The following is a 25,563-nucleotide window of genomic DNA, read 5'->3' as shown; positions in this document are numbered from 1 at the left end:
CAACCTGCGCAAACGCGGGGATTTCAAGGGGGTCTTTTTGACTGACGTGATCATCGCCGGCGGCGGGCCGACCGGCGCGATGCTGGCGGCCGAACTCCGGCTGCACGGCGTCGACGTGCTCGTGCTGGAACGGGACGCGGAGCCGACGAAGGTCGTCCGCGCGCTCGGCCTGCACGCGCGCAGCATCGAGGTGCTGGACCAGCGGGGGCTGCTGGAGCGGTTCCTCGAACTGGGCACGAAGTACCCGGTCGGGGGTTTCTTCGCCGGAATCGCGAAACCGTCGCCGGAGAAGCTGGACACCGCGCACGGCTACACGCTCGGCATCCACCAGCCGGTCATCGACCGCCTGCTGACCGAGCACGCGATCGAAGCCGGCGCCGAAATCCGGCGCGGTACCGAGGTGACCGGCCTGGAGCAGGACGACGACGGCGTGACGGTCGAGCTGGCCGACGGCACGACCGAACGCGCGCGCTACCTCGTCGGCTGCGACGGCGGCCGCAGCACGGTGCGCAAGCTGCTCGGCGTCGGGTTCCCCGGCGAGCCCAGCCGGATCGAGACGCTGCTGGGCGAGGTGGAGGTGGGCGTGTCGCGGGAAGAGATCGACACCGCCAACATCGAGGTCCGCAAGACCCAGAAGCGGTTCGGCTTCATGCCCGTGGAAGGCGGGACCTACCGCGTCGGTGTCCCGGCCGAAGGGGTCGCCGAGGACCGCCGGACCGCGCCGACGCTGGACGAGCTCAAGGAGCAGCTGCGCAAGACGGCCGGGACCGACTTCGGCGTGCACTCGCCGCGCTGGCTGTCGCGGTTCGGGGACGCCACCCGGCAGGCCGAGCACTACCGGGTGGGCCGGGTCTTCCTGGCGGGCGACGCGGCGCACGTCCACCCGCCGACCGGCGGGCAGGGCCTCAACCTCGGCGTCCAGGACGCGTTCAACCTGGGCTGGAAGCTCGCCGCCGCGGTCGACGGCTGGGCGCCGGAGGGGCTGCTGGACAGCTACGAGGCCGAGCGGCACCCGGTCGCCGAGGACGTGCTGAACAACACCCGCGCGCAGATGGAGCTGATGCAGCTCGAACCGGGGCCGCAGGCGGCGCGCCGGATCATCGCCGAGCTGATGGAGTTCGACGAGGTCAACCGGTACCTCACCGAGAAGATCATCGCGGTCGGGATCCGCTACGACTTCGGCGAGGGCCATCCCCTGCTCGGACGGCGCCTGCGCGACGTCGAGCTCAAGCAGGGGCACCTCTACGGGCTGCTGCACGCGGGGCGCGGACTGCTGCTCGACCAGACCGGCTCGCTTTCGCCGGAGGGCTGGGAAGACCGGGTCGACCACGTCGTCGACGTCAGTGAAGAGCTGGACGTGCCCGCGGTGCTGCTGCGCCCGGACGGGCACGTCGTCTGGGCCGGGGAAGACGGCGCGGACCTGTCCGGCGCGCTGCGGAAGTGGTTCGGCGCGCCCACCGCCTGAAACGCCGTCGTCCGAAACGAAGAGGGAAATTTGTCTCAGGGGTACGAAGAAGAACTGCGGTCCGAACGCGACCACGTCGCCGGGCTGTACGCGCGGCTCGACGCCGAGCGCGCGCGGGTGAAGGGCGAGTACGAGGCGGCGCTCGGCGGCAAGGGCGTGGGCGCCATGGAACGGGACGTCGGCGTGCGCTCGCTGGGCCGGCAGGTGAAGCGGCTCGACGTCGTCGACAACGGGCTCTGCTTCGGACGACTGGACGCCGTCTCGGGCGAGCGGTCCTACATCGGCCGGATCGGGCTGTTCGACGAGGAGGACGAATACCGGCCGGTGCTGCTCGACTGGCGTGCGCCGGCGGCCCGCCCGTTCTACACCGCCACCGGCGCGCACCCGGAGGACATGCGCCGGCGGCGGCAGTTCCACACGCGCGGGCGGCGGGTGCTCGGGTTCACCGACGAGGACCTCGGGCGGCCGGGCGGTGACGCGCAGGGGGACGCGGCGCTGCTCGCGGCCGTCAACGCGCCGCGCGGCGAGGGGATGCGCGACATCGTCGCGACCATCCAAGCCGAGCAGGACGAGATCATCCGGCTCGACCACCCCGGCGTCCTGGTCATCGAAGGCGGGCCGGGCACCGGGAAGACGGTCGTGGCGCTGCACCGCGTCGCGTACCTGCTGTACACGCAGCGGGAGCGGATGGAACGCCACGGCGCGCTGGTCGTCGGGCCGAACCCGGCGTTCCTGGACCACATCGGGCGCGTCCTGCCCTCGCTGGGCGAGACCGACGTCGTGTTCACGACCACCGGCGACCTCGTGCCCGGCCTGCACGTCACCGCCGAGGACACCCCGGAAGCCGCGCGGCTCAAGGGGTCGCTGAAGATCCTCGACGTGCTGAAGGCGGCCGTCGCGGACCGCCAGCGGCTGCCGGCCGAGCCGGTGCCGATCGCGCTGAAGGACGTCACCGTGCGGATCGACGCCGAGACCGCGGAGTGGGCGAGGCAGGAGGCGCGCGACAGCGGGCTGCCGCACAACGAGGCGCGCGCGGTGTTCACCGAGATCGTCACGTACGTGCTCACCGAGCGGGCGCTCGGCCGGATCGGCAAGGGCTGGCTGAACCGGGACGACCGCGACGAGTGGGAAAGCATGCGGAAGGGGCTGATCGAGGACCTCGCGGGCGACGAGCGGTTCACCACCACGCTCGACGAGCTCTGGCCGATCCTGACGCCGGAAGCCCTGCTGTCGTCGTGCTACTCGTCCGCGCCGGCGGATTCGGGGTTGTTCCGGGCCCGGGGTGACGCGTGGACGGTGTCGGACGTGCCCCTGCTGGACGAGCTGGTCGACCTGCTGGGCCGCGACAAGACGGCCGAGAAGGCCGCTGAGAAAGTGGCAGCGCGGCAGCGGAAGGCCGAAGCCGAGTACGCCGAGGGCGTCTTCCAGTCGATGAAGCTGGACCGGGAGGAGATGGACGAGGACGTCATGCTGTCCGCCGAGAACCTCCTCTACGCCGAGGACCTGGCGGACCGGTTCGTCGAGGCCGACACGCGCACGCTGGTCGAGCGCGCCTCGGCGGACCGGGACTGGACCTACCGGCACGTCGTCGTCGACGAAGCCCAGGAACTGTCCGAAATGGACTGGCGGGTGCTGATGCGGCGGTGCCCCGGGCGGTCGTTCACGGTGGTGAGCGACCTCGCCCAGCGCCGCTCGGCCGCCGGGGCCCGGGCGTGGGGCGCGATGCTGGCGCCGTACGTCAGCGACCGCTGGGCCTACCGGTCGCTGACGGTCAACTACCGCACCCCGGCGGAGATCATGGCCGTCGCGGCGTCGGTACTTGCCGGGTTCGCGCCGGACGTCAAGCCGCCGGACTCGGTGCGCGCGTGCGGCGTCTTGCCGTGGTCCCGGCAGGTCAGCGAGGACCAACGGGCGGGGGCGATCGAGGAGTTCGTCCGGGACGAGGCCGGGCGGGAAGGCACCAGCATCGTGATCGGGCCGCCCGGGGTGCCGGGCGCGGTGCCGGCGTCGGAGACGAAGGGACTCGAGTTCGACGCCGTCCTCGTGGTGGAGCCGGCGGCGATCCTCGCCGACAGCGCGGCGGACCTCTACGTGGCGCTCACCCGCGCGACGCAGCGGCTCGGCGTCCTGCACGAGGGCCCGTTGCCGGCCGAGCTGACCGGGCTCGCGGAGGTCGTCCGCAGCTAGGCGCGGTTCGCCGGTGGGGAGCGCGGGTACGTTGCCGACGCCCGCGCTCCCCCACCGCGAAAGGCGTCCCGATGCAGCTCTACGCCGAACGGCCGATCCGCCGCACCGTCCAGCTCGTCAGCGACCTGCTCGCCCTGCTGCTCGTGATCTTCGCGGTCTGGCTGGGGACGTCGGTGTACGACCAGGTGCTGAAGCTGCGGGCCCCCGGGGACGGGCTCGTCGACGCCGGGACGGGGCTGCGCGGGACGTTCGACTCGGCGGCGAGCTCCGCGGGCGGCATCCCCCTCATCGGCGACAAGCTGGCGAACGCGCTGCACGGCGGGTCGGACGTCGGGACCAAGCTCGTCGACTCCGGGCGGTGGCAGATCGACGCGGTGGAGAACCTGGCGTGGTGGATGGCGGCGATCATCATCGCGCTGCCGGTGCTGGCGCTGGTGGTGACGTGGTTGCCGCTGCGCTGGAAGTTCACCCGCCGGGCATCCGCGGCAGCACGGTTGCGCGCGATGGGCGACGAGGGTCTGGACGTCCTCGCCCTGCGGGCGCTGGCGACCCAGCCGTTGCGACGCCTGGCGTCGCTGGGCGAGGTGGCCACCGGCTGGCGGGAGCGGGACCGCGACGTGATCGAGAAGCTGGCCGGCCACGAGCTGGCGGCCCACGGCCTGGTGAGCTGACGTCAGCGCGGGCCCTGGCGCCGGCCCACCGAACGGCCGATGAAGAACCCCAGCAGCAGCCCCACCACCAGCCCGATCGCGATGAAGAAGATCACCGTCGCCGCGGCGATCTTGCCCACCGTGCCGAGGAAGCCCTTCGCCTCGAGCTCGGTCACCGTCGCCAGGGTCTGGGCCATCACGTAGTGCGTCATGATCACCAGCCTGGCACCGAAGCCCGGCCACCGCAGCACGGGAGAGGTCCCCTCACCCGCGCTCAGGACGCGGGCGAGGGGACCTCCGATCTCCGTGGGCTGGAGCGGACGAAGGCTCAGCCGACGGAGGGGCCCATCCCGAGGGACTGCGGTGTGCTCGCGTCGGGCGAGGGCTGGTGCAATCCCTCGTCCAGGGGGCCGAACTCGGTCATCAGGGCCGCGCTGCCGCCCCACGGGGTCTGCTCCTCGGCGATCAGCGAGTTCGTCGTCAGCAGCAGGCCCGCCACCGACGCCCCGTTCTGGATCGCCGAGCGGCAGACCCGCAGCGGGTCGACGACGCCCATCGCCACCATGTCGCCGTAGCGGTCGTGCAGCGCGTCGAAGCCCTCGTCGTCACCCAGCTCGCGGGTGCGCGCGACGATCTCGTGCGCCGGGTGCCCCGCGTTGTGGGCGATGAGGAACGCCGGTTCGGCCAGCGCGCGCCGCACGATCTCGACGCCGATCGCCTGATCACCTGAAAGGCCCAGGTTCTCCAAAGCCTTCTCGGCGTGCAGCAGCGCCGCTCCCCCGCCCGCCACGATGCCCTCGGCCATCGCCGCCCGGGTCGCCGACAGGGCGTCCTCGACCCGGTGCTGCAGTTCCTTCAGCTCGGCCGGCGTGGCCGCGCCGACGCGCACCACGGCGACCTTGCCGGTCAGGGCGCCGATCCGCTCGGTCAGCACGTCCTCGTCGACGCCGAACTGCGCGCGCTCCAGCTCCGCCCGCAGCTGCCCGACCCGGAACTCGACGGCGTCGGACGTGCCGGCGCCGCCCACGATGGTCGTGTTGTTCTCGGTGACCCGGACCTGCTTGGCCCGGCCGAGGTGTTCCAGCGTCATCGTCTCCATGCTGAAGCCGGACGTCTTCGACAGCACCGCGCCGCCGACGATCGCCGCGAGGTCCTCCAGCTTGTGCAGCCGCCGGTCGCCGAAGCCGGGCGCGCGCACGGCCACCGACTGGAACGTGCCGTTGACGTGGTTGTGCACCAGCATCGACAAGGCCGTGCCCTCGATCGACTCCGCGATCACGACCAGCGGCCGCGGGGCCCGCATCACCTTGTCCAGCAACGGCATCAGCTGCTGCACCTTGGTGATCTTCTCCGCCGACATGAGGATGTACGGGTCGTCGAGCACCGCCTCCAGCCGGCCCGGGTCGGTGACCAGGTACGGCGAGAGGTAGCCGTTGTCGAACTCGAAGCCCTCGACGAAGTCGACGCTCATCCCGATCGACGGCGACTCCTCGACCGTCACCACGCCGCCGTCGCCGACGGTGTGCAGGGCCTTCGCGATGACGGCACCGACCGTGTCGTCGTCGTTGGCGGAGATCGCCGCGACCCGCGCGTAGTCCTGTTCGGACACCACCGGGTGCGCCTGCTTCTCCAGGTGCGCCACCAGCAGCCCGACGGCGTGGTCGATGCCGCGCTTGACGAGCACCGGGTTGCCGCCGCCCGCGATGGCCCGCATGCCTTCGTGGACGATCGCCTGAGCGAGCACGGTGGCTGTGGTGGTGCCGTCGCCGACGACGTCGTTGGTCTTGATCGCCGCTTCCTTGACCAGCTGCGCGCCCATGTTCTCGAACTGGTTCTTCAGGTGGATCTCGCGGGCGATGGTGACGCCGTCGTTGGTGACCACCGGCGAACCGGTGATCTTCTCGATGATCACGTTGCGGCCCTTGGGGCCCAACGTGGACTTGACCGCTTCGGCCAGCTTGTCCACGCCCGCGAGAAGCAGGTCGCGGGCGTCCGAGCCGAACCGCAGTTCCTTCGCCATGTTTCCTGCTCCTAGGGTGTGAGGATGGCCCGACCGCGCACGCGTCCGGCATCGAGGTCGGCCAGTGCGTCGAGAGCCGCGTCCAGCGGGTACTTCTTCGTGTGGAGCGTGACCTTTCCCGCCTGCGCCAGCACCATCAGCTCGACGAGGTCGTTGTAGGTGCCGACCAGGTTGCCGATGATGTTGCGCTCGGTGGAGATGAGGTCGATGGTCGGGATGTCGATGTTGCTGCCGTACCCGATCACGAAGTGCGACCCGGCGCGCCGGGTCATCGCGAACGCGTCCTGCTGGGCGCCCTGCTCGGCGACGAAGTCGAGCACGACCTCCGCGCCGTTGCCGTCGGTCAGGTCGAGCACGGCGTCGACCTGCTTGCCGTCGCCCAGCACCGTTTCGTCGGCGCCCAGTTCGGCCGCCAGCTTCAGCGCGTCGGCGTTGCGGTCCACCACGATCACGCGGGTCGCGGTGAGCGCCTTGAGCGACTGGATGCCGATGTGCCCGAGGCCGCCCGCGCCGTTGACGACGCAGGTGGTGCCCGGGTACAGCTGCGGAACGGCCTTGCGCACCGCGTGGTAGGCCGTGATGCCCGCGTCGGCCAGCGCGGCGACGTCCTCCGGTTGCGTCGACGGGTCGAGCTTGATGCACGCCCGCGCCGACGTCAGCAGGTATTCGGCCATCCCGCCGTCGCTGTCGATGCCCGGGAAGCTCCCGTTCGGGCAGTGCATGTCGTCGCCCGCGCGGCAGGCGTGGCACAGCCCGCACGTCGGCGTCGGGTGCAGGATGACCGTGTCCCCGACCTCCACATTGGACACCGCCGGGCCCACTTCGTGCACCCAGCCGGCGTTCTCGTGGCCGATCGTGTACGGCAGCGCGACGCCGGACTTCTCGGCCCACTGCTCTTCGATGATGTGCAGGTCGGTGCGGCACACGCCGGCGCCGCCGATCTTGACCACGACGTCGAAGGGCCCGGTGGCGCGCGGCTCCGGTACCTCTTCGATCACCGGTTGCTGGTGGTACTTCTGCAGCCGCACGGCCTTCATCCCGTGCCCTCCTCATCCGAAGTCAGCGAATACCGGGCGCGCAGCATGCCGCGGCAGACGCCCGAGTTGGCCTCCATGCTCGTGCGGGTCAGCCGCGCGAAAGCGAGGTGGCGCTTCGCGTCGGCGGGAGCCACCGGCGCCCCGGTGGCCGGGTCGAGCAGCAGCGGGTCGCCGTCCTCGGCGGGCAGGCCCAGCTCACGGCGCCGGGCGCGCAGCCGCTCGACGTCCGGCCCGGGCGGGACCTCGCCGAGCGTCAGCGACGCCGGGTCGAGCCCGGTGCCGGCCAGGGTCCGGCAGACGCGGTCGGTGCCGGCCAGCACGGCCTTGCGCACGAAGTCGTAGCGCAGGCTGTCCAGCTCGTCGACGGCCTCGCCCTCGAACGACGCGACGAAACCCCGCCGCGCCGCCACTCCGCGGTTGATGACGTCGGAGGCGAAGTGGTCGTCGAGCCGGATGTCGAGCCCGGTCAGGCCCGGCACCCCGGCGACGGCGTCGTAGGCGTCCGCGACCATCAGGAACGCGAAGTTGGGCGCGCAGAAGTAGGTCGGCAGCCGCAGCCGGATGACGGCGTGGCCCGCCGCGCTCACCTCGCAGCGGGCCACGAAACCCAGGTCGGTGAGGGGTTCGTCCAGTTCGGGATCCCGGACGGTGCCGAGCGCCGACCACACCGCCGCGTGGTCGGCGTGATCGGCGCGGACGACCCGATCGTCGAGTGCCGTCATGAGTTCGGCACGCCGACGGGCTCGACCGTCTCCGGGTCCTTGAGCCGCAGCTCGGCCGGCACGTCGATGTCGTACAGCCGGGCGGCGTTCAGCCCGAGGATCTTCTTCTTCTGGTCGACCGTCAGCGGCGCGAAGTCCGACAGCTCGTCGTCACCCGGCATGTTCCAGTCCACGAAGCCCTCGACCTGCCACTTGGGCTCCCAGATGGCGTAGTCGGCGCCGAAGATCAGCTTGTCCTCGCCGATCCAGAACATCAGCTCGCCCATGACCTTCGCGAAGAACTTCGGGCGGGCGTGCATCAGGCCGCCGACCACGACGGCCAGCCCGGCGTAGACGTTGCGCTCCTGGGTGGCCATGAAGCAGAAGTCCTCGATGCGCGGCAGGCCGACGTGCTCGACGATGAAGTTGAGGCCCTGGAAGTTCGTCGCGACGTGGTCCACATCGGACACGTCGAAGGCGTCCTTGTCGAGCGGCCAGATGGTCGGGCCCTTGTGGATGTGGACGTTCTTGACGCCGAGCTCTTCGCACTTCTCGAGGTACCGGGCCGCTTCCGGGTCCTTGAGGCTCCAGCCGCGGGAGTCGCCCCGCCACTCGGCGGTGTAGAGCTTGACGCCCTTGCAGCCGTACCGCTTGACCCGCTCCTCGAACGCCTTCATGCCCTCGTCGCCTTCACGCGGGTCGAAGGTGGTGTTCACGAGGAACTTGCCGGGGTGCTTCTCGGCCAGGGCCGCGTCGGCTTCGGTGGTGTTGAAGCCGTTCTTGTACCACTGCCGCAGGTTCGTCGGCTGGAAGATGGCGGTGTCGACGTGCCCGACCTCGAACAGGTCGTGCATCATCAGCTCTTCGGAGTACTTCTGGAAGCGGTCGATCGGCCAGTGCGTCTCCTTCGGGCCGAGGCCCTGGTAGGCGTGGAAGCACTCGATCCAGCCCTTGGCGTATTCCTCCTGCCCCTTCACCCAGTTGTCCGGGCTCGCGTCCCAGAAGTGGGTGTGGGCGTCCACCACGAAATACTTTTCGCCGTCTTTTTCGTACATCGGTGATCCTTCCTGAGCGGATCGAGTGCTTCCTTGCTGGTGGTTACTTGATGGGCTTCAGATCGAAGTCGAGGTACTCGGCCGCGTCCTCGGGGTTGGCGAACATGATCGTGCGGTCGTCCTCGTGGATCATCCGCCCGTAGTGGGTGGACATGCTCTCCTCGAACTCGGCCGCGTTGAACCAGCCCTCTTCCTCGCCGGCGGCCTCGTCGACCTCGGCGTAGATCAGGTCCGTCCGGCCCTGCGCGTCCACCCGGATCATCGACGGCAGCGGCGTCACGGTCACGTTGTCCTTCTTGGACATGACCTCGGCGATGATCGCGCCGACCTGGTTGTTCATCAGGGTGAAGCCGCACATGTTGGACGCGGTGTTGTTCGTCTTGTACGGGCTTTCCGCGGTCTTGAAGACAGTCACTGGCCCAGCTCCTCCGGTGCTTTGAGACCCAATTCGGACAGGATTCCGGCGAACCGGCTCTTCGCCCGGTCGAGACCGTCCTCGAACCGGATGGGCTTGGCGTCGGGCTGCGACCACAGCGGCTGCAGGGCGCGGGCGGCGGCGATGCTCTTCGGCACCCAGTCCTCCAGCCACTTCTGCAGCAGCGCCTGGTTGTGCCCGGCGAACTCCTTGTCGTTGATCAGCAGGTGGAACATCGCCTTCGTGTAGCGGAGATCGCGCTCGGAGAAGTCGAACTCCTCGGCGCCGATCAGCGTCGGGGTCACGAAGTCGCCGTTCGCGGGCGCGGCCTGCTGCACCAGGTTGCTGCGGAACAGTTCGCCGACGAGGGGCTCGAAGACGATGTTCGCGGCGAAGATCGCCTCGCACCAGTCCCAGATCCCGGTCAGCTGCTCGGCGGTCTCCCGCACGCCCTGCCACGCCGGGTCCTCGGCCCAGGTCGTCAGGTGCGCGCTGCCGTCGAAGCCGTCGATCTCTTCGGTGAGCGTCAGGTTGTACAGCGCCAGGTCCTGCGCCGCGCGGATCCGGTGCATGCTGTTCACCGAGATCGCGTTGTTGTGCATGTTCGTCGGCGCGCGCCGGTTGGCGTTGGCGAACAAGTACAGGCCGAGGCCGTGGTCGACGTGCATCCACGCGCCGACGTGCTTGGCGACGAAGTCGACCCAGTTCGGGTTCCACTGCTCGAACGCCTTGGCCTGGCGGGCCGCGTCGATGTTCTGGTTGAGCTGGCGCACGACGTTCGCGTTGTACCGGTAGAGGGTGAGCTCCCACTCCTCGTTGGGGTCGCGGAACTCGTGCCAGCCGTGGGCGGGCCAGTCGTAGCCCTTGCCGCCGGAGCCGGGGCCGCGCTCGGGCACCGGCCGGTCGGAGCCCCACGCCTTCAGCGCGGTCCACTCCAGCGGGTAGCCGCCCTTGCCGTCGGCGAAGGCGTAGAGCCAGCCCTGGGACAGGTAGTGGCGGGGGTCGGGCTGGACCTCGACCGTGACGTCCTCGTAGTGGCTCTGCTTGCGCTTGGCCGGGGTGAAGTAGTTGTACCGGCGGGCGTCGGAGTCCGGGAAGACCTTCGCGCCCGCTTCGGCGTCGGTGAATGTCGGCTTCGGCACACTGCGTTCGGAGGTGGCTGTCATGGGTTTTACCCTTCGCCCGTGGTGGTGAACTTGTCGTAGAAGACGCGCTTGTCGGCGACGCCGAGCGCGGGCAGCAGTTCCAGCGCGGCTTCCACCATCGGCGGCGGACCGCAGACGTAGGCGTCGGCTCCGGTCAGGTCGTGGCCGGCCCGGCGCAGGACGTCGGTGATCAGGCCGGTCTCGCCTTCCCAGGCGTCGTCACCCGGTTCGGAAAGCGCTGGGACGTAACGGAAGTTCGGCAGTTTCTCTTCGAGCTCCCGCAGTTCCGCGTGGAAGCAGAGATCCGCCTCGCGGCGGGCGCCGTAGTAGTAGGTCGCCTTCCGGTCGATGCCGCGCTCGGCCATGGAGCGCAGCAGCGACAGGATCGGCGCCATCCCGGCGCCGCCGCCGACGAAGACCAGGTCCTTGCCCGGGTTGTCCCGGAGGGTGAACACCCCGAACGGGCCGCTCACCCGGAGCCGGTCGCCGACCGCGACGTCGGTGTCGAGGAACCGGGAGAACAGCCCGTCGGGGTAGATCTTGATGACGAACTCCAGGAGCCCGTCGCGCGCCGAGGTGTTGGCCATGGAGAACGACCGCGTCTCCTCGGTGCCCGGGATCGCGAAGTCCAGGTACTGCCCGGGGAAGAACTTCAGCGCCTGCTCCGGATCGGTGAGCCGGACGGCGAGGTGCCGCAGGTCGTGCGTGACGTGGTCGTTGGCGACGACCTCGACTTCCGCTTCCTGGATCGGCAGCCCCGACTGGATCATCTCCTCGTCGTAGTTGAGCAGCTCGATCGTCAGGTCTTCGTAGGCGTGGGCCCGGCACAGCAGCGTGAAACCCTCCTCCTTTTCGTAGTCGGGGAGCGCGAAGGTCGAATAGCGGTCGTGTTCGACGTCTTCGCCGTCGAGGATGAACGACTTGCAGGCCGCGCACTGCCCTTCCTTGCAGCCGTGCATGAGCATGACGCCCTGCTCGGCGGCGGCGCGCAGGATCGTGGTGTCCTCGGCGACGTCGATCTCGATCCCGACCGGTTCGAACCGGACGCGGTGCTTCTCTGCCATGCCGGGCCTCTCCTCGCGCCTCAGGCCTGCTGCGGGGCCGGGCGCCCGGCCGGGCCCTGGCGGTTGTAGTCGGCCACGAACGCGGCGCGTTCGGCGTCGGTCATCTGGTTCAGCAGCACGTTCGGCGACTGCACCTCGGGCATCCGGCGCAGGTGGTCGAGCGTCCACATCTTCTTCGGGTCGAGGTCCAGGTGCGGCTGCGCGACCATGGTCTTGCCGTCGTCGCGCACGAAGCCCATGTCGGAGACGACGTCGGCCCAGTTCCAGCCGTGGTAGAGCGTCTCCCACTCGCGGGCGCCGACCAGCTGGCCCATGTTCGGGGTGTTGCGGCCCTGGTAGGTGGGCCGGAACGCCTCGGCGTCGGTCCAGCGGCACGTCTCCGAGCAGTACGTCCGGTGCTGGCCGTCGACCTCGTCGACCACCATGTCCTCGCGGATGAGGCACGGCACCATGCACGTCCAGCACCGGTGCGGGTACACGTAGTTCACGTCTTCGGCGACGATCGGGTGGTGCCCGTTCGGCGTCGCGAGGCGGCTGTAGTTCTCCCACCAGGCGCCGTACTTGTCGTACCAGCCCGGGTACTTGTACTCGAACCACTCGAAGTCCTCGTCCGTCATCGGGTCGATGCGCCAGTAGTTGGCGAGCCACCCGGTGGCGAAGAACTGCGCGACCTCGTGCACGTAGCCCTTGTTCCAGATCCGGTTCCACGCCTCTTCGATGAGGTCGTGCGGGATCACGAGCCCGTACTTCTCGAGCGGGACCAGATAGCTGCGGTAGTAGTCGTCGTAGATCCAGCGGCGCCACATCTCCGCGTAGGACTCGCGGTCCTTGCGGCGGTCCTTGGTGCCGTACTCGATGAACGTGCCGATCGCGGCGTCGACGACGGCGTGGTTGTTCCACCACGCGTACCGCAGGTCGCGTTCGAGCAGCTGGTGGTTGCTCTCGTCCGACAACGCCATCAGCAGCGTCGCGTAGCCGTTGCTGATGTGGCGCGACTCGTCGGACTGCACCGAGTGGAACACCGTGGGCAGCAGGTAGTCGCCGTTGGCGGCGGCTTCCGCGGGCATGGCGACGAAGAGGGTGTTCGTGAACGCCGTCTCCGCCACGATCGTGAGGTAGATGCTCGCCGCGGTGATGGCGTCACCGGTGATGAAGCCTTCGGCGAACTGGCGGCCGATGGTGCCGCAGTAGTCGTTCTGGAAGTTGCGCAGGCTCGAGTTGAAGCCCGCCGGGTCGATGTAGTTCTGCATGTACAGGCGCTTGAGGTTCTGCTGGATCGTCGAGTGCCGGACCTCGTCGATCATCTGGATCGCCTGGCCGTTGTGCAGCTCCGGGTTGGGCACCGTGCGGAACAGCAGCGGCATCGCCCGCGCGGCCGAGATCTCCGGCAGCGGGATGATCGACAGGAACAGCTTCTGCCATTCCAGCCAACGCTCCTGCACCTGGCGGAACATGTTGCCGCGGATCGCGCCGTCTTCGGCGCCGTAGACCCGGTGGTCCTTTTCCTCCTGCATCGGGAAGTACGAGCGGAGGACCTGCTTCAACGGGTCCTTCTTCTTGGCCTTCTGGAACGTGTAGTCGGTCCCGTAGTGCGAAACCGGGGTGTGGTACGCCGGCTCCCACGACAGTTCCTGGATCTTCTGGTGGGCTTTCGCCACACTCTGGCGACTCATGGAGACTCCTTGTCCGTCGCTCGCCGTCGGGGCGGACGTCCTGCGTTCACCATTCAAGGGGCGGCCACGAGTGACGCGGGTCTCAATCTGAGACAGAACCGCTGCTCAGGGCGTTTCGTCCGCGTCGAGCATCCGGGCGCGCAGCTCGGCGAGCTCGCTGTGGACGCCCGTGCGCACGCGCGCGTCCCCCTCGACGGTCGGGGTGATCCCGAGCGCGCGCAGCAGCGCCGCGGCCGGGTCACCGGGATGGCCCTCGCCGCCGAACGTCGGGTGCAGCCCCTGTTCCGCCAGATGCGTGAAAACCAGGTTGACGATCGTCCACGGGTTGTACGTCTCCGCGGCCTCGGCGGTCATGGGCACTCCTCCTGGTCAGCGGTCTCTTCCCGGTCCATCGGACCGCTGCCCGCCCGCCCCGGCCGTCTCAATTTGAGACACCGCGCGGCGCGAGCCGGATCTAGGCTGAACGGGCGGCACAACGGGTGTGCCCGCACCCACGTGGGCCGCGGGGAAAGCTGTGGAGGTCACGTGGAAGAGATGGTGCCCGGCACGCTGCTCGCCGACGACGAGCTGGCCCGTACCCGGGTCCGTTTCCTCACCTCCGAACCGGTGCCGCCCGGCACGGTCCGGCAGACGATCTTGGCCTCGTGGCGGCGTTCGCAGGAGTTCCGCGTCGACGCCGACCGGATCGACCCCCTCTTCCAGGGCGACCAGAACCTCGACATCCCGCTGATGCGCGGCGCGGAACCGGTGCTGCACAAGCTGGGCGAGCAGTTCGAGGGCCAGCCGATCAGCCTGATCCTCACCGACGCCAGCGGCGTCGTGCTGACCCAGCGGACCGGCGACGCGGACCTGAAGCGGCACCTCGAACGCGTCGAGCTGGTGCCCGGGTTCAGCTACGGCGAGCAGTCCGTCGGCACCAACGGCATCGGCACCGCGCTGGAGGACGGCCGCGCGACCACGGTGTTCGGCCACGAGCACTACGCCGAGCACCTGGAGAACCTGGCGTGCGCGGGCGTGCCGATCCACCACCCGATCTCCGGCAAGAAGATCGGCGCGGTCGACCTCACCTGCTGGTACAAGGACGCGGGAGGCCTGCTCATCGCGCTGGCCCGCTCGACCGCCGAGCAGATCCGGCAGGCGCTGCTGCGCCACGGTGACCTGCGGGAGATGATCCTGTTCCAGGCGTACCTGCAGACCTGCCGCCGCTGGACCGGCATCGTGCTGGCGTTCAACGAGGACATCGTGATGATGAACGACCGGGCGCGCCAGCTGCTCGACCCGGTCGACCAGTCGGTGCTGCTGAGCCACGCCACCGAGGCGCTGGCCGACGGGCGCCGGACGTCGGCGACGCTCGCGCTCTCCAGCGGCCTGCGCGTGCGCGTGTTCTGCCGCCGCGTCCCGGGCCAGCGGGAGACCGACACCGCGGGCGGCGTGCTGTCGGTGAAGCTGATCGAGGCCGACGAGACCCTGGCCGTGCCGTCGACGCCGATGCTGCCGATGTACCTGCCGGGCGTGGTCGGGCAGGCGCCGCTGTGGCTGCGCTGCGGGCACGAGCTCGACATCGGCCACGAGCGCGGCGAGTGGGTCGCGCTGGAAGGCGAGGCGGGGACCGGGAAGCTGACCCTGGCGAAGGGGCTGCACCAGCGTCACCACCCGGCGGCGCGGCTGCTGTCGGTCGACGCGGCGGTGACGACCGGCACGGACTGGGCGGCCGAGCTGCTGCGCGAACACCTCGACGCCCCGATCCGCACCCTGGTGATCCGCCACGCCGACCGGCTCACGGCGCCGGCGGCGAACGCCTTGTCGGCGACGTTGCGGGAGCTGCGCGAGCGGGCCGACGCGCCGTGGGTCGTCGTCACGCTCGTGCCGGAGGCCGAGACCAAGCCGGCGCTGGCGGAGCTGCTGAAGTCGTTCCCGCGGACGGTGCGGGTCCCGCCGCTGCGCCACCACGTCGAGGACCTGGCGGAGCTGGTCCCGCTGGTGCTGAGCAAGCTCGGCTACGGCGGCAGGCTCACCTGCTCGGCGGCGGCCCTGCACCTGCTGATGCGGGCGGAGTGGCCGGGCAACACCGGCCAGCTCTACCAGGTGCTGCGGAAGGTGGCCCAGCGCCGCCGGGCGGGGACCATCCGCCCGGGCGACCTTCCGGCCGAGTTCCACACGGTCGCGCGGCGGCCGCTGAACCGGTTCGAGTCGATCGAGCGCGACGCGATCGTGCGCTGCCTCGAAGACGCGGACGGAAACAAGGTCCGCGCGGCGAAGCTGCTGGGCATCTCCCGGGCGACGATCTACCGCAAGATCCACGAGTACGGGATCGTGCCGCCGACCCGCTAGGTTGGCGGCTCGTGCTCATCGAGCTGTTCGCCTGACCAGAGGTCGGCACGTACTCGGCTACCTGTTCCTGCCGAACGCGCGGGACCGCGGGTATGCCCCCGAGACCTGCGCGGTTGTGCTCGGCTGGTTCGCCGGGGAGTGTCAGCGCGCCGCGAGTTCGGACAGCTGGTAAGCCAGCTTCTCCCGCATCGGCGGCAGCGAGAACACCGTCTTCAGCACGGTGTTGCGCAGCAGCCGGGCCGGGCGGGGGCGCAGCGTCGCCATTCGCGTCATCCGGTCGGTGAACGCCACCACGCCCGTCGCCACCGGGCGGCGGGTGGTCTCGTACTCGTCCAGCAGCGCGTCCGGCTCGCCCGCGGCCACCCGGGCCAGCAGGCGGCCGAGCGCGACCGCGTCCTGGATGCCGGTGTTCATGCCCTGGCCGCCGGCCGGGCTGTGCACGTGGGCCGCGTCGCCGGCCAGCAGCACCCGGCCCGCGCGGTAGTGGTCGGCCACCCGGTGGTGCACCCGGAACCGTGAGCTCCACACGACCTCGGTGACCCGCGACCGCGCGCCCTCCGGGCCACGAGCGTCCACAATGGACTGGATGTCGGTGATCCCGGGGTGCTCGGGAGCCTCGGCGACCGTCGCGACCACCCGGTAGCGGTCGTCGCTGCCGGGCAGCGGCGCCACCACCGTCACGCCCTCCGGCGACAGGTGCAGGCTGACCTCCGCGCGGTCGAGCGGCCAGCTCATCCGGACGTCGGCCAGCACGAACGACTCCGCGTAGCTGGCGCCGGTGAACCCGATGCCGGCCTGCTCGCGGACGGTGCTGCGCATGCCGTCGGCACCGACCACGTACTTCGCGCGCACGGTGCCCCCGGTCGTCGTGACCGTGACGCCCGTGTCGTCGCCGGCGACGGCGGTGACCTCGTACGGCCGGTGGACGTCGCCGCCCAGCTCGCGCAGGCGCGCCAGCAGCACGGCTTCGGTGCGGTCCTGCGGCACCATCAGCGTGTACGGGTAAGCCGTGGGCAGCCCTCCGAAGGGCACCTTGGCGAGCACCGTGGCGCCGTCGCGGACGGTGAACGTCGGCACGACGACGCCCAGCTCCTTCAGCCGCTCGGTGACGCCGAGCTCGGCCAGCACCTCCAGGGTCCGGGCGTGCACCACGCAGGCCCGGGACGTGTTCGCGCCCTCGGCCTGGCGGTCGAGCAGCACGAAATCGACGCCGGCCTCGGCGAGGACGATCGCGGTGGCCAGGCCGGCGGGGCCGGCGCCGGAGATCAGGACGTCGGTACGGGTGGGCAGGGACATGACGGCACCTCCGAGTTTGCCAACAACTGTTGGCATTCACGGTAGGCACGCCCCGGCTGGCTTGTCAACAAGTGTTGGCCTACACTCGTTGGCATGACCGAGTCACCGCGTCGATCGGACGCCACCCGGGCGACCATCCTCGACGCCGCGCGCCGCCGGTTCGCCGCCGACGGCTTCCGCCGCGCGACGATCCGCGCCATCGCCGCCGACGCCGACATCGACCCGTCGATGGTGATGCGCTACTACGGCAGCAAGGACGGCCTGTTCGCGGCGGCCGTGGACGTCGAGCTGGACCTGCCGGACCTGGCCGCGGCCGACCCGGGCACCGTCGGCGAGCTGCTGACCCGGCAGTTCCTGGCGCTGTGGGAGCGGCCGCCGACCGACGAGATCCTGCTGACGCTGCTGCGGTCGGCGGTGGCCGACGACGCCGTGGTCGAGAAGATGCGGCAGGTGTTCGCCGGCCAGGTCACGCCGGCGGTCCTGCGATTCGGCGACCCGGCCGACGCCCCGCGCCGCGCGGGGCTGGTGGTGAGCCAGCTGCTCGGCCTGGCGTTGACGCGCTACGTCCTGCGCCTGCCCCCGGTGGTCGCGCTGACGCCGGCGGAGGTCGTCGCCGAGGTCGGCCCGACGGTGCAGCGCTACCTCGCGGGGGTCACTTCGGCGGGTTGACGGCCTCGGCGGGCACAGGCACCGCCGTGACTGCCATCCTGGACGGCATGCCGACCCGGTGGACGTGCCCGCGCTGCGATCGCGAGTTCGCGCGCGCCGGCCAGGGCCACACGTGCGTCCCCGGCTGCACCGTCGACGAGACGTTCGCCGGCCGCGACCCGCGGTTCCGCGCGATCTACGACGCGGTCGCCGAGCACCTGCGGTCCCTGGGCGACGTCCACGAGGACGCCGTCAAGGTCGGGGTCTTCCTCAAGCGGGAGCGGAAGCTGGCCGAGCTGCGGCCGCGGTCCCAGGACGTCCTGGTCTACCTCTTCCTGCCCCGCCCGATCGAGACGGCCCGCATCGCCCCGGCCCGATGGGCGAGCGGACCCCGCGTGGGACACCGGCTCAAGCTGCGCGAAGTGTCCGATGTGGACGACGAGGTCCGCGAGTGGCTGACGATCGCCTTCGACTTCGCCTGAGGGCTCAGGCGGCCGGGCCGGTCCAGCCTTCCGGAACGTGCCCGATCCGGACCCGCTGCGGGTGGTCGCCGACCGGCACCGAGACGAGCTTCCGCCCCGTCGCGAAGTCGATCGCCGTCACCTGGTCCGCGCCGGCTTCGGAGATGACGCACGCGCTGCCGTCGCCGCTCACCGTCGCCCAGTACGGCTTCACCGCGGGCACCAGCGTGCCCTGTTGCAGGGTCGCGCGGTCGACGACCGTCGCGTAGTCGTCCATCGTGCCCGCGACGCAGAGCTTGGTCCCGGCCGGGTTCATCGACAGGCCGTGGTGGCGGGAGTCGTTGACGAACGTGGTGCGGTCGTCGCTCGTGGCCGGGTTCTTCGGCAGCTCCTTGAGCCGCGTGATCCGGTCGCTCGCGACGTCGTACTCCAGGAAGCCGTTGAAGAACGACACCTGGAAGTACAACGTGGACTCGTCCGGGGTGAAGGCGACCGGCCGGACGGCGTCGGAGAGGTCCCGGCGGCCGAAGGCGTCGAGGCGATCGCGCATGTCGATCACCTTGACCTGGCGGAACGTCGTGGCGTCGACGACCGTGATGCGCCGGTCCCCCTTGGTGAAGTCCCAGCCGGGGTCGTCGAGGTTCGTGTCGACGTTGCCGATCGACATGTTCCACAGGTACCGGCCGCCGTCGGTGAACACGTTCTCGTGCGGCTTGTCCCCCGTGGCGAACGAGCCGAGCTGCTGCCCGGTGCCGATGTCCAGCACGTGCACGGTGTTCGACGTCGAGGCGGACACGGCGACGCGGCGGCCGTCCGGCGAAACCGCCATGTGGTCGGCGCGGAACCCGGAAACCGGGAAGCGCCAGTTGATCCGGCCGGTGGCGAGGCTGATCGAGACGACGTCGGCGAAGCTCGGCCGCGACGCCACCACGGAGGACCCGTCCGGGGTGGTGTACATGTCGTCGACGAACTGGTCGTGCCCCTCGCCGGGCCCGTTGCGGATGCCGAGGAAGAACGCGAGCTTGATCGGGTTCAGGTAGATCTCCCGCAGCCGGTCGTCCTTGTCCGGGATGATGTTCACCCGCCCGATCTTCGCGAAGGAACCGCGGGACTGGATGACGTCGGCCGTCCCCTCCCAGTTGTTGCCGACGAACATCACCTCCCGCAGGGCGGCGGGTGCACCGGTCGCCGGCACCGCCGCGCCGGTCGTCAGCAGAAGGGTCGCGGCCAGGCACGAGAGGTACGAGCGCCGTCGGCGGCTGCTCGGGAGAATGCGCACGGAAGACACCTTTCGACGCTGAAGAGGTGCGGCGGTGGTTTTTGCGCGGGACAGGGGTTACTGTCCGGTATTGCCACGATAACCGGCCCCGGGAGTTCCTCCGGTAGGGCCGATCGCCCAACGTCGGGGGTGGCGGGTTGTGGCCGTGCCACAACGGGTCCGGGAGGTGCCGGTGACGCCGCTGCTCCGCCGGATCCTCGACGACCTGGCCGCGGACGAGACCGTGCTGGACGAGCTGGTGAAGGCCGCGCGCAGCGAGTCCGCCGAGGTTGCCCGGCTCCCGGAAGCCGAGAACCGGCGGCACATCCAGGTCCTGCTGTCGGCCGCGCTGCGGGCGACGGCGAGTCCCGGCGAAGCCGACTACACGGCCGCGGAGGCGCTGGGCGCCGATCGCGCCGCGCAGGGTGTCCCGCTCACCGAGCTCCTGCGCGGGGTCCAGGCGGGCCGCACGCACGCGGGGCGCGTCGCCGTCGAACGCGCCCGGGCGGCGGGCGTGCCCGACGACCTCATCCTCGAGACGGTCCTCGACGCCGGTCGCTACACCGGCGCGCTGGAGCACCACATCGTCAAGGGCTACCACGCGGCCGAGCTCCAGCTGTCCCGCACGGTGCGCGACGCCCGGACCCAGCTGCTGCGGTCCCTGCTGCTCGCCGGGCACCCGCCCGCGCCCGAGGAGCTCCGGCGAGCGGGCCTGCACCCCGACGTCCGGTACTTCTGCGTGGTGTCCGACGTGAGCGACCCGGCGCGGGCGCGCACGCTGGAGCAGGCGCTGCTGGAGTTCGGCGGGGTCTACGGGCTGGTCGAGGGCAGGCTCACCGGCCTGGCGGCCCGGTCACCCGCGCGCGTCCCGCTGGACGGCGACGTCCTGCTGGTCGTCGCCCCGGCCGTCGCCTTGGCCGAGCTGCCCGAGGTCCACCGCCTCTGCACGGCGGCGGCGCGCCTCGCCGGGCCCGGCTGCCACGACCTGACGGCGCTGGCGAGCGAGCTCGCTCTGACCGCGCAGCCGGTCCTCGGTGGCCTTCTCACCACGGCCTTGCTGGGCGCGCTGGACCCGGCGAACCCGTTCCACCGCGAGCTGGCGGGGACGGCGCTGGCGTACCTGGACCACGGCCAGCGCCTCCGTCCGACGGCGGAGGCCCTGCACCTGCACCCGAACACGGTCCGGTACCGCCTGGACCGGCTGGCGGAGCTGACCCCGTTGGCGCTGGCGGAAAACAGCGGGTGCCGGGTCCTCGACGCCGTGCGCTCGTGGTGGGCCCTGCACTGCTGGCTCACCACGCCGGCGTAGGTCGCCGGGCGCCGTCAGGCGGGGTGCAGCTTGTCCGGGTGGTGGACGGCGGTCTTCCCGGACTTCTCGCTCTTGACGAGGTACTGCGGTTCGTCCGGCGACGCCTTCACATCGCGCTTACCCGCGTGCGTGTCCTCGGTGATCTTCTCCTCGACGGTCCCGATGGAACTCTCGTTGCCCGCGTCCCAGCGGACGCGGTCGCCCTTCTTGAAATCCTCGCTCATGGGTGCCGGGTACCCGTGATCACCGCGGGTACGCACCCGCGTAGTCCTTCAGCACCAGAGCGTTCGCCGCTTCGCGGATCGGGCGGGCCATCTGCTCCAGGACGCGGTTGCGGCCCGGGAGGTACGGCATCAGCCTGATCATCCGGGTGTTGAACCACGCGAACGCCCGCGACCGCGGGATGATCCCGCGCAACGCCGTCTTCGCCAGGGCCTGGTTCTTCTCGATGTACGGCCGCATTTCGCTCTCGTAGCGGGCGAACGCCACCGTGTGGTCGCCGGATGCCGCCGCCAGCTCCCCCGCCAGGACGTACGCGCCCACCAGTGCGAGGCTCGTGCCCTGACCCGACGCCGGGGACGCGCAGTAGCCCGCGTCGCCGAGCAGGGTCACGCGGCCGGCCGACAGGTGGTCCATGACGATCTGGCACACGGGGTCGAAGTAGAAGTCGCCCGCCTCGCGCATGGCGGCGAGCAACGCGGGGATCTCCCAGCCCAGGCCCGCGAACCGGTCCGCGACGAGGTCTTTCTGGCCGTCGACGTCCCGGCGGTCGTATTTCAGCGGCGGGGCGGTGAACCAGAACGCGGCCTTCGCGTCGTCGGCGCGAGCCGTGCTGTAGACGTTCACCATCTTGCCCGCGGCCGCCGAGTGCAGCAGCTCCCAGCGGTCCAGCTCGAACGTGTTGGGCACGGTGGAGATCGAGATGTACGCGTCGAACCGGCGCAGGAAGTCCTCCTCCGGGCCGAACGCCAGCGCGCGGACGCCGGAGTGGAGACCGTCGGCGCCGACCACCAGGTCGAACCGGCGCGGTGCGCCGTGGGCGAACGTCACGTGGACGCCGTCCGCGCGCTCGTCGAGGCCGGTGATCCAGTCGCCGAAGACGTACTCGGTGTCGTCCCGCGTCGCGATGTAGAGGATCTTCGCGAGGTCGCCGCGCAGGATCTCGGTGTCGTCGCCGTGGCGGAAGCCGAACGTGTCGGCGTCCAGTGTCGCCAGCTCCTTGCCGCGCTTGTTCACGAACGCCGCGCCGCGCATGTCGGTGCTCGCCGCGTGCGCCTCCTCGAGCAGGCCCATGCGGCGGACGACGTCGACGGCGACACCGCGGATGTCGACCTTGTAGCCGCCTTCGCGCGGGCTCGGGGCGCGCTCGACGACGGTGGTGCGGAAGCCGTGGCGGTGCAGCCAGAAGGCGAGGGCGGGGCCGCCGATGCTGGCGCCGGAGATCAGGATGCTCTTCGTCATGGCCCGAACTCTGGGCGCGGCCGCTGACCGCTCACGAACCGAGCGCGAACCGCCGCTGACCGAACTCGCTCAACGCCTGCTCAGGGGGCATTTCGCGGCCGCGATCGAAGGCTTCCGCGTACGCCTCGGCACCGATCCGCGCCCGTATGCGGCCGGTCACCGAAGCCACGTCGGCGTCTCCGGTGACCGGTGCGCCGCGCAGACCGACCGCGACGCCGAGCAGGAACGCGGCCCGGGAGTCCTCGGTCCGCGCAGCGAGGACGCCCGCCAGTCCTTCGACCGCCTGGGCCGTGCCCGGCAGGTTCGCGTGTTCGAGAGCGGTGGCCAATGCTTCCTGGTGCAGGTCGGTCGCTTCGTCGAGGTTTCCCTCGGCGACGGCCGTCCAGCCGAAGCCGGTGTGGAGCCGGATCCGCGTCTCGCCGCCGGTGACCGGGTCGACGGCGAGACCGACGGCCGCGGTGTACCAGCGCCGGGCCGCGGCCAGGTCGCCCGCGCGCCGGGCGATCTCGCCCAAGCCGCCGCGAGCCCGCGCGAGCGTCACCGTTGTCCCGGCCGCGCGAGCCATGTCGGCCGCGGCTTCGTAATCGGCGCGGGCGGTCTCGGCGTCTCCGGCCCGCAGCACGCCGTCGGCACGGCGGCAGAGCAGGTCGGCGGCGTCCTCGAACGCACCCAGCTCACCGGCCAACCGCACGGACTCGTCCATCAGCTCCCGGAACCGCACGTGGTCGCCGCGCCAGTCCGCGAACTCCGCGAGCTTCTCCAGCGCGCTGGCCTCGCCCCAGCGGTCGCCGAGGGCGCGGAACCCGTCCAGCGACGACGAAAAGTGCGTTTCGGCCTCCGCGATCCGGCCGCGGTACTGCGCGCCGAGGCCGTCGCCGATCCGCGTGAACGCGCGCGACCACGGATCGTCGCCGACGAGCGCGGCCAGCCGGGCGCCGTCCCGCACCTTGGTGTGCGGGGAGAACGCCCACAGCAGGAAGAGGTACGGATACCGCAGCGGCCCGTCGAGCGCCCGCAGGATCGGCTCCGGCTCGACACCGGTGCCCGACGCCTGGATCAGGCAGAGGACGTACTCCTCGGCCAGTCCCGGCGGCGGCTCGGCCCCGAAGGCGGCGACGACGGCGTCCGCGAACGGCGTCACCTCGCTGCGCAGGCCGCGCAGCCACCAGTACCAGGTCAGGGCCGCGATGAGCCGTACCGCGGTTTCCGGTTCCTCGGCCGCGCTCCACCGCAGCGCGGCGTGCAGGTCGGCGTGCTCGGCGGTCAGCTCCGCCAGCGCGGTCAGCTGGTCCGCGCCACGCAGCTTCGGCTCGGCGGCGCGGGCGAGGTCGAGGAAGTACTTCGCGTGCTCGGCCCGGCGGTTGTCGCCGTGCTCGGCGCAGAACGCGCGGATCGTCTCCAGCATCCGGTACCGGCCGCCGGTGAACTCGACGAAGGACTTCTCGACCAGGCCCGTGAGCACGGCCTCGGCATCGGGCTCGGGGCCGGGGATGGCCGCGTCGAACCGCGCGCCGCCCACGAACTCGACGGACGACTTCTCGACCAAGCCGGTGAGCACGGTGTCGGCGTCCGGCTCGGCGCCGGGGCCGGCCGCGTCGAACCGCGCGCCGCCCGCGAACTCGACGGACGACTTCTCGACCAAGCCGGTGAGCACGGCCTCGGCGTCGGGCCCGGGGCCGGCCGCATCGAACCGCGCGCCGCCCGCGAACTCGACGAAGGACTTCTCGACCAAGCCGGTGAGCACGGCATCGGGGTCGGGGGCGGGCTCGGCATCGGGCTCGGCGCAGACGCGTTCGACCGCCTCCAGCCGCGCGCCGCCCACGAACACCGCGAACCGGGCCGCGAGCCGCTTTTCGTCCGGTTCGAGGAGGTCCCAGCTCCACTCGACGACGCCGCGCAGGGTCCGGTGCCGCGGCTCGGCCGTGCGGTCGCCGCGGGACAGCAGGCGGAAGCGGTCGCCGAGCCGGGCGGCGATGTCGTCGGCGGACAGCGAGCGCAGGCGGGCGGCGGCGAGCTCGATCGCCAGCGGGAGGCCGTCGAGGGCCGCGCAGATCCGGGCGACCGCGCCCGGGTCGGGCACGCTGCCGGGGGCGACCGCCGCGGCCCGGTCGGTGAACAGCCGCGCCGCGGCGCCCGCGGGCAGGGCGCCGACCGGCACCACTCTCTCGCCGGTCAGGCCCAGCGGTTCACGGCTGGTGGCGAGCACACGCAGGCCGGCGCACGCGCCGAGCAACCGCCGGACCAGCCGCGCCGCCTCGGCGACGACGTGCTCGCAGTTGTCGAGCACCAGCAGCAGCGACCGGTCGGCGAGCGCGGCGGCCAGCCGGTCGGCGGGTTCCCCGGCCGCGCCCGGCGCGAGCACACCTTGTTCACGCAGGCCCAGCGCGGCGAGGACGGCCCGCGGCACATCGGTCGTCGTCGCCAGCTCGACGAAGCACGCTTCGCCGGCCGCGGCTTCGATGGCGAGCCGGGTCTTGCCGGCACCGCCCGGCCCGGTGAGCGTGACGAGCCGGGCGTCCGCGAGGGCTCCGCGGAGGTCGTCGAGCTCGGTCCGGCCGACGAACCCGGTGAGCGGCACCGGAACTCGCCGGGTGGGCGCGGGTTCGGCGGCGCGCAGGACGGCGACGTGCGCGTCCGCCAGCTCCGGCGACGGGTCGGCGCCCAGCTCGTCGGCGAGGCGTTCGCGGATCTCGGCGAAGGCGGTCAGGGCCTCGGCGGACCGGCCGCTGCCGTGCAGCGCGCGGATGAGCTGGGCGGTGAGCCGTTCGCGCAGCGGGTGCTCGCCGGCCAGCTCCCGGAGTTCCGCGACGAGCTGTTCGTGCCGGCCGAGCGCGAGATCGGCTTCGACGCGGTCCTCGGTGGCGGCCAGGCGCAGCTCGGCCAGCCGCGCGGCCCGCGGCGGGTCGGCGAGCCCGTCCAGCGCGGGTCCACGCCAGAGTGCGAGCGCTTCGGTCAGCAGCGCCGACTTCGCGGCGGGGTCGGGGGTCGCCCGCGCCTCGGCGGTGAGCCGTTCGAACCGGTGGACATCGACGTCCTGGGGGTCGACGGCCAGCCGGTACCCGGCGGGGCCGAACTCGACGAGCCCGTCCGGAGCCCCGCCGTCCCGCAGGCGCCGCCGCAGCCGCGAGACCTGCGATTGGAGTGCTTCGGCGGCACCCTCGGGAGGGCGGTCCCCGTGCAGGCCGTCGATGAGCCGCCCGGCACTGACGACGCGGCCGGCGTCGAGCGCGAGAAGGGCGAGGAGGCCCCGAAGCTGCGGACCGCCGAGGGGAACGGAGGTCCCATCGGGACGGCGGGCTTCGACCGGCCCGAGGATCGCGAACTGCACGCCGCCGATTCTGGCTCAGGACGGGGGTCCGGCGGTGCGATTCCGCGAAGTCTCGCCGG

At 71.3% G+C, this 25,563-nt stretch carries 22 protein-coding genes; 7 read left to right on the top strand and 15 right to left on the bottom strand.

The window, feature by feature from the left end; genetic code table 11:
• Window positions 1-37 precede the first annotated feature (37 nt).
• The 3 genes from rox (at window position 38) to ABZ342_RS16240 (ending at window position 4,323) form a co-directional block, all read left to right on the top strand.
• Entirely contained in the window at window positions 38-1,465 is a 1,428-nt protein-coding gene (gene rox, locus ABZ342_RS16250; protein WP_360473479.1) for a rifampin monooxygenase, read from the top strand.
• A 30-nt stretch (window positions 1,466-1,495) separates the two neighbouring features.
• A complete protein-coding gene (helR, locus tag ABZ342_RS16245; protein WP_360473477.1) occupies window positions 1,496-3,652 on the top strand; it encodes an RNA polymerase recycling motor ATPase HelR in 2,157 nt (718 codons plus the stop codon).
• A gap of 71 nt (window positions 3,653-3,723) precedes the next feature.
• The gene (locus ABZ342_RS16240) at window positions 3,724-4,323 is read left to right on the top strand and encodes a hypothetical protein (protein WP_360473475.1); all 600 of its coding nucleotides are present in this window, start codon (window positions 3,724-3,726) and stop codon (window positions 4,321-4,323) included.
• Window positions 4,324-4,325: 2 nt separating this feature from the next.
• Here the strand turns inward: ABZ342_RS16240 and ABZ342_RS16235 are convergent, their stop codons facing one another.
• From ABZ342_RS16235 to ABZ342_RS16190, 10 genes are all read right to left on the bottom strand, one after another.
• Complete coding sequence (locus ABZ342_RS16235; protein ID WP_155543665.1) at window positions 4,326-4,514, bottom strand: hypothetical protein; 189 nt, start codon at window positions 4,512-4,514, stop codon at window positions 4,326-4,328.
• 116 nt (window positions 4,515-4,630) lie between these two features.
• Window positions 4,631-6,322 (bottom strand): chaperonin GroEL, encoded by a 1,692-nt coding sequence (gene groL, locus ABZ342_RS16230; RefSeq protein ID WP_155543664.1) that lies wholly within the window; start codon window positions 6,320-6,322, stop codon window positions 4,631-4,633.
• Window positions 6,323-6,333: 11 nt separating this feature from the next.
• Window positions 6,334-7,359: an NAD(P)-dependent alcohol dehydrogenase gene (locus tag ABZ342_RS16225; protein ID WP_360473473.1), complete on the bottom strand. Its 1,026-nt coding sequence runs from the start codon at window positions 7,357-7,359 to the stop codon at window positions 6,334-6,336.
• Window positions 7,356-8,081 carry an iron-sulfur cluster assembly protein gene (locus ABZ342_RS16220; RefSeq protein WP_360473471.1) on the bottom strand — a complete coding sequence of 242 codons (726 nt, stop codon included), beginning with the start codon at window positions 8,079-8,081 and terminating at the stop codon, window positions 7,356-7,358. The genes ABZ342_RS16225 and ABZ342_RS16220 overlap by 4 nt, the downstream gene beginning before the upstream one ends.
• A complete protein-coding gene (locus ABZ342_RS16215) occupies window positions 8,078-9,115 on the bottom strand; it encodes an amidohydrolase family protein (protein ID WP_360473469.1) in 1,038 nt (345 codons plus the stop codon). The genes ABZ342_RS16220 and ABZ342_RS16215 overlap by 4 nt, the downstream gene beginning before the upstream one ends.
• 43 nt (window positions 9,116-9,158) lie before the next feature.
• Window positions 9,159-9,530 (bottom strand): propane 2-monooxygenase effector subunit MimD, encoded by a 372-nt coding sequence (gene mimD, locus ABZ342_RS16210; protein ID WP_360473467.1) that lies wholly within the window; start codon window positions 9,528-9,530, stop codon window positions 9,159-9,161.
• Window positions 9,527-10,696, bottom strand: a complete 1,170-nt coding sequence (locus ABZ342_RS16205; protein ID WP_360473465.1) for a toluene hydroxylase — start codon at window positions 10,694-10,696, stop codon at window positions 9,527-9,529. The genes mimD and ABZ342_RS16205 overlap by 4 nt, the downstream gene beginning before the upstream one ends.
• A 5-nt stretch (window positions 10,697-10,701) precedes the next feature.
• Window positions 10,702-11,739 (bottom strand): 2Fe-2S iron-sulfur cluster binding domain-containing protein, encoded by a 1,038-nt coding sequence (locus ABZ342_RS16200; RefSeq protein WP_360473463.1) that lies wholly within the window; start codon window positions 11,737-11,739, stop codon window positions 10,702-10,704.
• A 20-nt stretch (window positions 11,740-11,759) separates the two neighbouring features.
• The gene (locus ABZ342_RS16195; protein ID WP_155543657.1) at window positions 11,760-13,412 is read right to left on the bottom strand and encodes a methane monooxygenase; all 1,653 of its coding nucleotides are present in this window, start codon (window positions 13,410-13,412) and stop codon (window positions 11,760-11,762) included.
• 105 nt (window positions 13,413-13,517) lie between these two features.
• Window positions 13,518-13,766, bottom strand: coding sequence for a hypothetical protein (locus ABZ342_RS16190; protein ID WP_360473461.1), 249 nt, complete (start codon window positions 13,764-13,766; stop codon window positions 13,518-13,520).
• A 171-nt stretch (window positions 13,767-13,937) separates the two neighbouring features.
• On the opposite strand from ABZ342_RS16190, the gene ABZ342_RS16185 reads away from it, so the two are divergent.
• On the top strand, window positions 13,938-15,743 hold the full coding sequence (locus ABZ342_RS16185) for a helix-turn-helix domain-containing protein (protein ID WP_360473459.1): 1,806 nt from the start codon (window positions 13,938-13,940) through the stop codon (window positions 15,741-15,743).
• Window positions 15,744-15,884: 141 nt separating this feature from the next.
• Here the strand turns inward: ABZ342_RS16185 and ABZ342_RS16180 are convergent, their stop codons facing one another.
• Window positions 15,885-17,039: an FAD-dependent monooxygenase gene (locus ABZ342_RS16180; protein ID WP_360473457.1), complete on the bottom strand. Its 1,155-nt coding sequence runs from the start codon at window positions 17,037-17,039 to the stop codon at window positions 15,885-15,887.
• A 93-nt stretch (window positions 17,040-17,132) separates the two neighbouring features.
• Here ABZ342_RS16180 and ABZ342_RS16175 point away from each other — a divergent pair, with 93 nt between their 5' ends.
• On the top strand, window positions 17,133-17,708 hold the full coding sequence (locus tag ABZ342_RS16175) for a TetR family transcriptional regulator (protein WP_360473455.1): 576 nt from the start codon (window positions 17,133-17,135) through the stop codon (window positions 17,706-17,708).
• A gap of 26 nt (window positions 17,709-17,734) precedes the next feature.
• Entirely contained in the window at window positions 17,735-18,169 is a 435-nt protein-coding gene (locus ABZ342_RS16170) for a DUF5655 domain-containing protein (RefSeq protein ID WP_360473453.1), read from the top strand.
• A 4-nt stretch (window positions 18,170-18,173) separates the two neighbouring features.
• Here ABZ342_RS16170 and ABZ342_RS16165 read toward each other — a convergent pair whose 3' ends face one another.
• A complete protein-coding gene (locus ABZ342_RS16165; protein WP_360473451.1) occupies window positions 18,174-19,427 on the bottom strand; it encodes a YncE family protein in 1,254 nt (417 codons plus the stop codon).
• Window positions 19,428-19,599: 172 nt separating this feature from the next.
• Here ABZ342_RS16165 and ABZ342_RS16160 point away from each other — a divergent pair, with 172 nt between their 5' ends.
• The gene (locus ABZ342_RS16160) at window positions 19,600-20,715 is read left to right on the top strand and encodes a helix-turn-helix domain-containing protein (RefSeq protein WP_360473449.1); all 1,116 of its coding nucleotides are present in this window, start codon (window positions 19,600-19,602) and stop codon (window positions 20,713-20,715) included.
• A gap of 14 nt (window positions 20,716-20,729) precedes the next feature.
• On the opposite strand, the gene ABZ342_RS16155 is transcribed toward ABZ342_RS16160, so the two are convergent.
• Genes ABZ342_RS16155 through ABZ342_RS16145 form a run of 3 tightly spaced genes read right to left on the bottom strand, consistent with a single transcriptional unit; the run spans window position 20,730 to window position 25,504 of the window.
• Window positions 20,730-20,939 carry a DUF2945 domain-containing protein gene (locus ABZ342_RS16155; RefSeq protein ID WP_360473447.1) on the bottom strand — a complete coding sequence of 70 codons (210 nt, stop codon included), beginning with the start codon at window positions 20,937-20,939 and terminating at the stop codon, window positions 20,730-20,732.
• A gap of 19 nt (window positions 20,940-20,958) precedes the next feature.
• Window positions 20,959-22,176 carry an FAD-dependent monooxygenase gene (locus ABZ342_RS16150; RefSeq protein WP_360473445.1) on the bottom strand — a complete coding sequence of 406 codons (1,218 nt, stop codon included), beginning with the start codon at window positions 22,174-22,176 and terminating at the stop codon, window positions 20,959-20,961.
• 31 nt (window positions 22,177-22,207) lie between these two features.
• Window positions 22,208-25,504, bottom strand: coding sequence for a BTAD domain-containing putative transcriptional regulator (locus ABZ342_RS16145; RefSeq protein ID WP_360473443.1), 3,297 nt, complete (start codon window positions 25,502-25,504; stop codon window positions 22,208-22,210).
• Window positions 25,505-25,563: the final 59 nt, after the last annotated feature.

This window comes from Amycolatopsis sp. NPDC005961 (assembly GCF_040629235.1).
Taxonomy (GTDB): Bacteria; Actinomycetota; Actinomycetes; order Mycobacteriales; family Pseudonocardiaceae; genus Amycolatopsis; species Amycolatopsis camponoti.
This window is presented reverse-complemented; position numbering and strand designations above follow the sequence as displayed.